The organism is Rheinheimera baltica DSM 14885 (assembly GCF_000425345.1).
Lineage (GTDB): Bacteria > Pseudomonadota > Gammaproteobacteria > Enterobacterales > Alteromonadaceae > Alishewanella > Alishewanella baltica.
Genome location: NZ_AUDG01000096.1, coordinates 1 through 5,905, shown reverse-complemented (window position 1 = coordinate 5,905; position 5,905 = coordinate 1). Strand labels below are relative to the sequence as shown.

General features: G+C 40.8%; 5 protein-coding genes. All 5 read right to left on the bottom strand.

All coding sequences use genetic code 11. The features are described 5' to 3' along the window. On the bottom strand, positions 1 to 211 hold a 211-nt coding region (locus H595_RS0119090), incomplete at its 3' end, for a transposase (RefSeq protein WP_027669873.1). Between the two features lie 388 nt (positions 212 to 599). Next, entirely contained in the window at positions 600 to 3,020 is a 2,421-nt protein-coding gene (locus tag H595_RS0119085; RefSeq protein WP_037055443.1) for an ABC transporter permease, read from the bottom strand. A gap of 8 nt (positions 3,021 to 3,028) precedes the next feature. After that, positions 3,029 to 3,745 (bottom strand): ABC transporter ATP-binding protein, encoded by a 717-nt coding sequence (locus tag H595_RS23015; RefSeq protein WP_037055441.1) that lies wholly within the window; start codon positions 3,743 to 3,745, stop codon positions 3,029 to 3,031. A gap of 34 nt (positions 3,746 to 3,779) precedes the next feature. Then, a complete protein-coding gene (locus H595_RS0119075) occupies positions 3,780 to 5,033 on the bottom strand; it encodes an efflux RND transporter periplasmic adaptor subunit (RefSeq protein WP_027672584.1) in 1,254 nt (417 codons plus the stop codon). 590 nt (positions 5,034 to 5,623) lie between these two features. After that, positions 5,624 to 5,905 (bottom strand): transposase (locus H595_RS23010; protein ID WP_037053927.1); only part of this gene is annotated, 282 nt, incomplete at its 5' end.

Below are 5,905 nucleotides of genomic sequence, written 5' to 3'. Positions count from 1 at the left end.
AAATGTACAGTTTCAGCATGGTAGCCGGGTGATAACCTGGCCGCCCTGTTTGTTTTGCGCTAACTCTTTCAAAGCCAAGTGAGTCAAGCTGTAATCCATCAACAAAGATATCGACCACTCGGACAGGGTTATCTTCAGTAACGAAGTCATCAAGCGCCTCAGGGAGCAAGGTTACTTGATGTCTACCTTGGCCTTTAATATGGTGGGTCATATCAGCACACTTTGTTCTAATTCGTATGCTATTAATTTTAGTAAAGCGACAGCTAACTGTACTGCTTTATCAAGAACAATTGATCATATAAATCTATTGCTTAGACCAAAAGGTGATCAGCAGTTTTCACACAGCCTGAGCGATTAGCAGTCGTCTAGAACAGGAGGCTGGAGAAAAACTAATGTCGACTTTGCCTTAATTGCAGACATTCGATTTTTTCGTGAACCCTGTAACCCTTCCTGGTCAGATGGTAAAACTCAGTGTGCCACTACAATCACACTGAAGGTATTGTTACTGTTACGAATACAAAAGACAGAGTATTAAACCCAATAAAAAACAGTCCAATGTGGTGGCTATAACAATATAAGCAAATACCGCTTGTATTCGACTATTCATAACGCAATGCCTGTGAAGGTTGTTGAGCAAGCAATTCTCGAACTGGTAAAAACGTTGCAACAATCACCATCAAGGTGATAACTATAGTAACGACCATATAGATTGCTATGGCTTGCAATATTTCAACATTGATACTATTTCCTATTCCATTCATAAGCAGTATCGATATTGCAACACCTAACCCTAACGCCCCAAATAACTGCATTAGTCTTTGGCGAAAAAAAAGATGATAGATATTGCCATCCGTTGCGCCCAATGCTATTCGAATACCCACTTCACGAGTTCGACCAAGTACCATTTTAGTGACAAATCCATAAATGCCACTCGCTGCCAATATAAAGCTGACCAACCCAAACAAAATAAATGTTCGACTGCCAATGAGCATCAATGCAGTATTACTAGCTAAACGTTCTTCATAGGAACTAACACCATATACAGCAACGTCTGGAGCTAAGCGTTTAACACGATCTCTAAGTAATGAAACGACATCTCCCATGCTCCCGTTATATTTAAGGGCTACAACGGTTCCATCTTGCATATCAGTAGTTTGATTAGCGAAGTACACAGTTGGTAAACTAGCTGCATCTTCATAGGGATTACCGTAGATTACATCATCAATCACGCCAACAATCCTATGCTGTTGTTGTGGATCGCTACTCTCTATAATCCTTATTCTCTGGTCCAATGCGACATCATTTGGCCAATACTTATCAGCAAATGATTGGCTCACTACGATGTTGTTTCCATTAAACATATCCTGCTGATTTAAGTAACGACCTGATTTCAATTTAATATCTAAAGCTTCAATTGAACCTGGAATAACTTGTTTGATATTGGCTCGGGGGTAGCCTTCTTGTTGGTGGTACTCTTTGCCCTCAACCACATACTGTTGTGGCCAAGTCCTGCCACCAGGCAATTCACTCATCATTGAAACTTTATCGATTTGTGGTAGAGCTTCCAATTCGTTGACTAGCTGATAGAAGAATTTCTTTTGTTGTTCAGCACTACCAATTGCTGAACTCGGAGTACTTAACCTGGCGACTAACGTGTTATCAGTACCTACACCATAATTCGTATTGACTGCTTTATACACGGACAAAGTCAATGCACTGGCCATGATCAAAGCCACAACAGAAATAGCAACTTCAAACATCACTAGATAGCCATCAAGCTTGTTTGCAGATTTCTTTCTTTTAGAAACAGTCCCCTCTCGTAGAGTCTTGTTAAAGTCTTCTGCTGATGCTCTCCACGCAGGTAAAAAGCTTGAAAATACAATAGCTATAACTAAGAGCAATGCAGCCATTGTTAATACATTACCGTCAACACCAAATTGCCAAACAAAAAAGTTAGGATTAAGTGCAGCGATAGCATTCGATGTCTCATTCAAAGCAACATGTGTAATCCCCAATGCAAGTAAACTACTTAGTACACAAATGAGGACCCCTTCAAGCATAACTTGTACAATTATTACGTTGCGAGGCGCACCTAAAGCCATTTTTACTGCTATTTCGTATATACGTTCATAGGCGTTAGAAAAAAGTAGGTTACCAACGTTAACAGATATCAGAAATAGAATAAATATGAGAATAGCACTCATCATTAATACAATGATATTTGCATTTTTTCCTAATACTGCCTTGGTGTACTTTTCAACAAAAATTCCAATACCTGCATTTGTGCCAGGATAAGTTTTTGCCAGCTCTTCCATTATTGGTTTAAGTGCTGCATTGGCGTCATCGATACTAACCCCCTCGGACAACTTACCGTAGCCCGCTACCGAGATAAACTCTTCTCTTTTGATCCTAGCTGTATCTAAAGTTAGGGGCATATACACATCCGCTTTCCAAGGAAATGCATAACCTTCAGGGAAAATACCTATTACAGATACAAGCTCCCCATTAATCTGAACGGATTGTGTCAGTATGTCCTCGCGAGCACCGAAAAAAGAATGCCAGAATTCATAACTAATAATCATCACAGGCTGTGCCCCAGGTAGCATTTCTTCTGGGTGGAATAATCTTCCTTTCACAGGCGCTATCTTGGACAAGGAAAATGCATTGGCATCGGTATAAACAGCACTTTGCCGATAGGTCATGTTTTCTCTCGTGAGGTTAACCATCATGCCACGAAAAGCACCTATCTCATCAAACACTTTTCTTTGCTGTTCTATGACTTCAAAATCTTGAATTAGCGTATCAAAAATACCAAGACGACCGTTTAACGTTGCGCCAATTAACACTACATTGTCACTATCTTCAAAGTTGAGAGGCTTATCCGTCACAGCATAGATAAAAGCATACATGTAGTAACAAATAGCTAAACCAATACTCATTACCGCTGTAGTCAAAGCAAAAAATCGGGCTTTACGTCGCAGTGTTCTGATTAAATAGCGGAATAAAATTGTGTTTCCCATAATATTCCCTACGCAACAGAGTTGTTAACGACGTTTTTTACGAGTGAGTCTCTAACTATCTTGCCATCCAGCATTTCAATTTGTCTGCACGCTCGAGCAGCTGAGGCAGGATCATGAGTAACCATGCATATAGTAACCCCATCCGAATGCAATTCATCAAATAATGCCATGATTGAACTTGCATTTTTTGAGTCTAAGTTCCCCGTTGGTTCATCAGCCAACAAAATGCTTGGAGAGCCGGCGATTGCTCTGGCAATTGCTACGCGTTGTTGTTGACCACCAGATAGCTGTGAAGGAAAGTGCTGTGCTCTGTGACTCATTTCTACTTTTTCTAAAGCCTCTGCTACGCGACGTTTAATATCTGTATCCTTTAAATCTTTGCGGTAAGTCAATGGTAAAGCGATATTTTCCTCTACGCTTAACTCACTAATCAAGTTGAACGATTGAAATATGAACCCGATTTCCCGGTTGCGATATCTAGCCCGCTCATTGGCCGATAAGATACTTACATCTTGCCCGTTAATAACATATGTCCCTTTGCTAATAACATCCAGCATTCCTAAAACTGACATCAAAGTAGACTTACCGCACCCGGATGCACCGGTGATTGCTAAATACTCCCCTTCCTCGATATTAAAATTAACATCGCACAACGCCCGAGTCTCAAGTGTGTCAGTGGAAAAAACCTTGTCTACAGAAGATAATTCTAAAAGTGTCTTACCCATTCTTTTCTTACCTTTATGTTAAGTTGCACTTATACTAGTTCAGTCGCACTTCTTTATTCTTTTCCCACGACGATGTATCAGACAATACGATCTTGTCTCCAGGCATTAAGCCTTCGAGCACTACTATGTTATCCGCAGCACCTATTCCAAACGCCACCATAGTTTTTTTAGCCACTCCATTTTCGTCAAGCCTATATACATACTTTTGTCTATTACTTTGCACCATATATGGTCTTTCTACATAGACCGCCTCATCCATATCGGCTACGGTAATGATGCCGTTGACACTCAATTCCGGTCTAGCATCTGCAGGCAGTTCCTGAGTAAATTCAATATCGACAATCACATCACCATTTGCGACGGACGGAGCGATGCGGCTAACCTTACCTTCCAGTTTGCTATTTCTGGTGTCAACGATTGCCTTTTGACCTATTGCAATTTCAGCAATATTAAGCTCAGAAATAGAGAGCTCCGCAATCAATCGGTCTTTGCGTACCAATTTTGCGATATTAGTCCCGATTGTGATCTGTTGCCCGGCTTCAATAGTCACCTCTTGTACGACACCACTGATCCTGGCTTTAACTGTCAAGGCATCCAATTGCGCTTTTGCCGACGCTAATGAACGTTGTAATTGAAGCTCCCGGGCTTTCCACGCGTTCTTCTGAATTACATAGGTATCTTGCATATTGGTTATTCGCTGTTCTTCAATTTCTAATTGCTGCTTAAACTGAAGATAAGCCATTTGATTTTCTTTATGTTCTAGCATTGATACCGTATGGTTTCCTTGCTCGATAAGTTCGTTTACTGCATCAAAGCGTAGTTTGCTCCTTTCGTATTCATACTTAACTCTTAGCATCGCTGATTTTTGGTCTAAAATACGCGACTTTAGCTGTGCATTTTGAGCCTGATGATCTGCATTAACCGCTTCGAGCTCCCAAACCATTTCATCTCGTTCTCTTTCCAGCAAAGGGTTAGCCATGACAGCCAAAACATCTCCTTTTTCAACGACTGCACCGGGTTTAACCAGAACCTCATCGATGCGTCCATCTACAGCACTGGCTGTCCAAGATATATCTTTAGAAACGAGTATGCCTGCCCCTCGAACAGTGACATTAAAGGGGCCTCGGTGTACGGTAGCTAAGCTAATCTTTCCCTTATCAACACTGAAAGCAGACAAATCGCTACTACGAATGCTGCTATACGCTAAGGCTGATAACACCAAACCAGTTGCGATAATGATGACGGTTTTAGATAAATACGTTTTCTTTTTTTCTATTATTCTGTCCATAATTCTTCCTGCAAAAGTCACTCTCATTTACCACTAAACTCACTACCTGCCTACCACTCTTAGCGTTTACTGTAGAGCGCGACGTCTAAATGCACGAACCAATGTTGATGGAATTATCTAGTCACATTAAATTTAGAGGAAAGGTCGAGGGAGTTAAAAGTGGAGGTGAATCTCCTACTACGCTGCGAGTAACTTGTTGTTAACCCATTGGCTATATGACGCTATGTTTACAAACTTTGGTATGAAGTTATAACGAGCATAAGTTAATTAAACGACAGCATATAAGTGATTTTGTTTTTCAACGGCCTGACGATTAATTCAGCAATCACTGCGGCATAAATAATCGTTAGAAATGCAACGGTAGTACCTAAATAAATGTTACTACTATCAGTTTTCGGCGATGTAAAAACAGCAACCAAACCAAACAAGGTGGAAACTATCCCCGAAGAATACAAATAAATAACCAGCTTCCTTAAAACAGGTAAGTGACGTTGAGTAAATGGAGCATTACTAGGTTCAACAAACAACCAGCGAACTAAACAAAACACTTCGATTGAGTATGTAAAATTTTCTGTGTAAGTGGCTGTTTCTCATAGCGATACACGGTCACCATACATGATAATGAACTGATTCATCGCCGGTTTCCAGTCCCTAAGTGGCATTGTCCACTTCTTCGCAATTTGATGTAAAGCCAGATATAGCAGTTTTAACACGGCTTCGTCGTTCGGGAATGAACGTCTGGTTTTAGTCACTTTCCGCAAGCTGGCATTCAGAGATTCAATCGCGTTGGTCGTGTAAATAACCTTCCGGATTTCAGGTGGATAGTCGAAGAATACACTCAGCCGGCTCCAGTTGTTTCGCCAAGACTGGCT

What these genes read in the sequence shown, in the direction of transcription:
- H595_RS0119085 (WP_037055443.1), bottom strand. Translation starts at nt 3,020, where the DNA reads ATGGGAAACACAATTTTATTCCGCTATTTAATCAGAACACTGCGACGT.
- H595_RS23015 (WP_037055441.1), bottom strand. Translation starts at nt 3,745, where the DNA reads ATGGGTAAGACACTTTTAGAATTATCTTCTGTAGACAAGGTTTTTTCC.
- H595_RS0119075 (WP_027672584.1), bottom strand. Translation starts at nt 5,033, where the DNA reads ATGGACAGAATAATAGAAAAAAAGAAAACGTATTTATCTAAAACCGTC.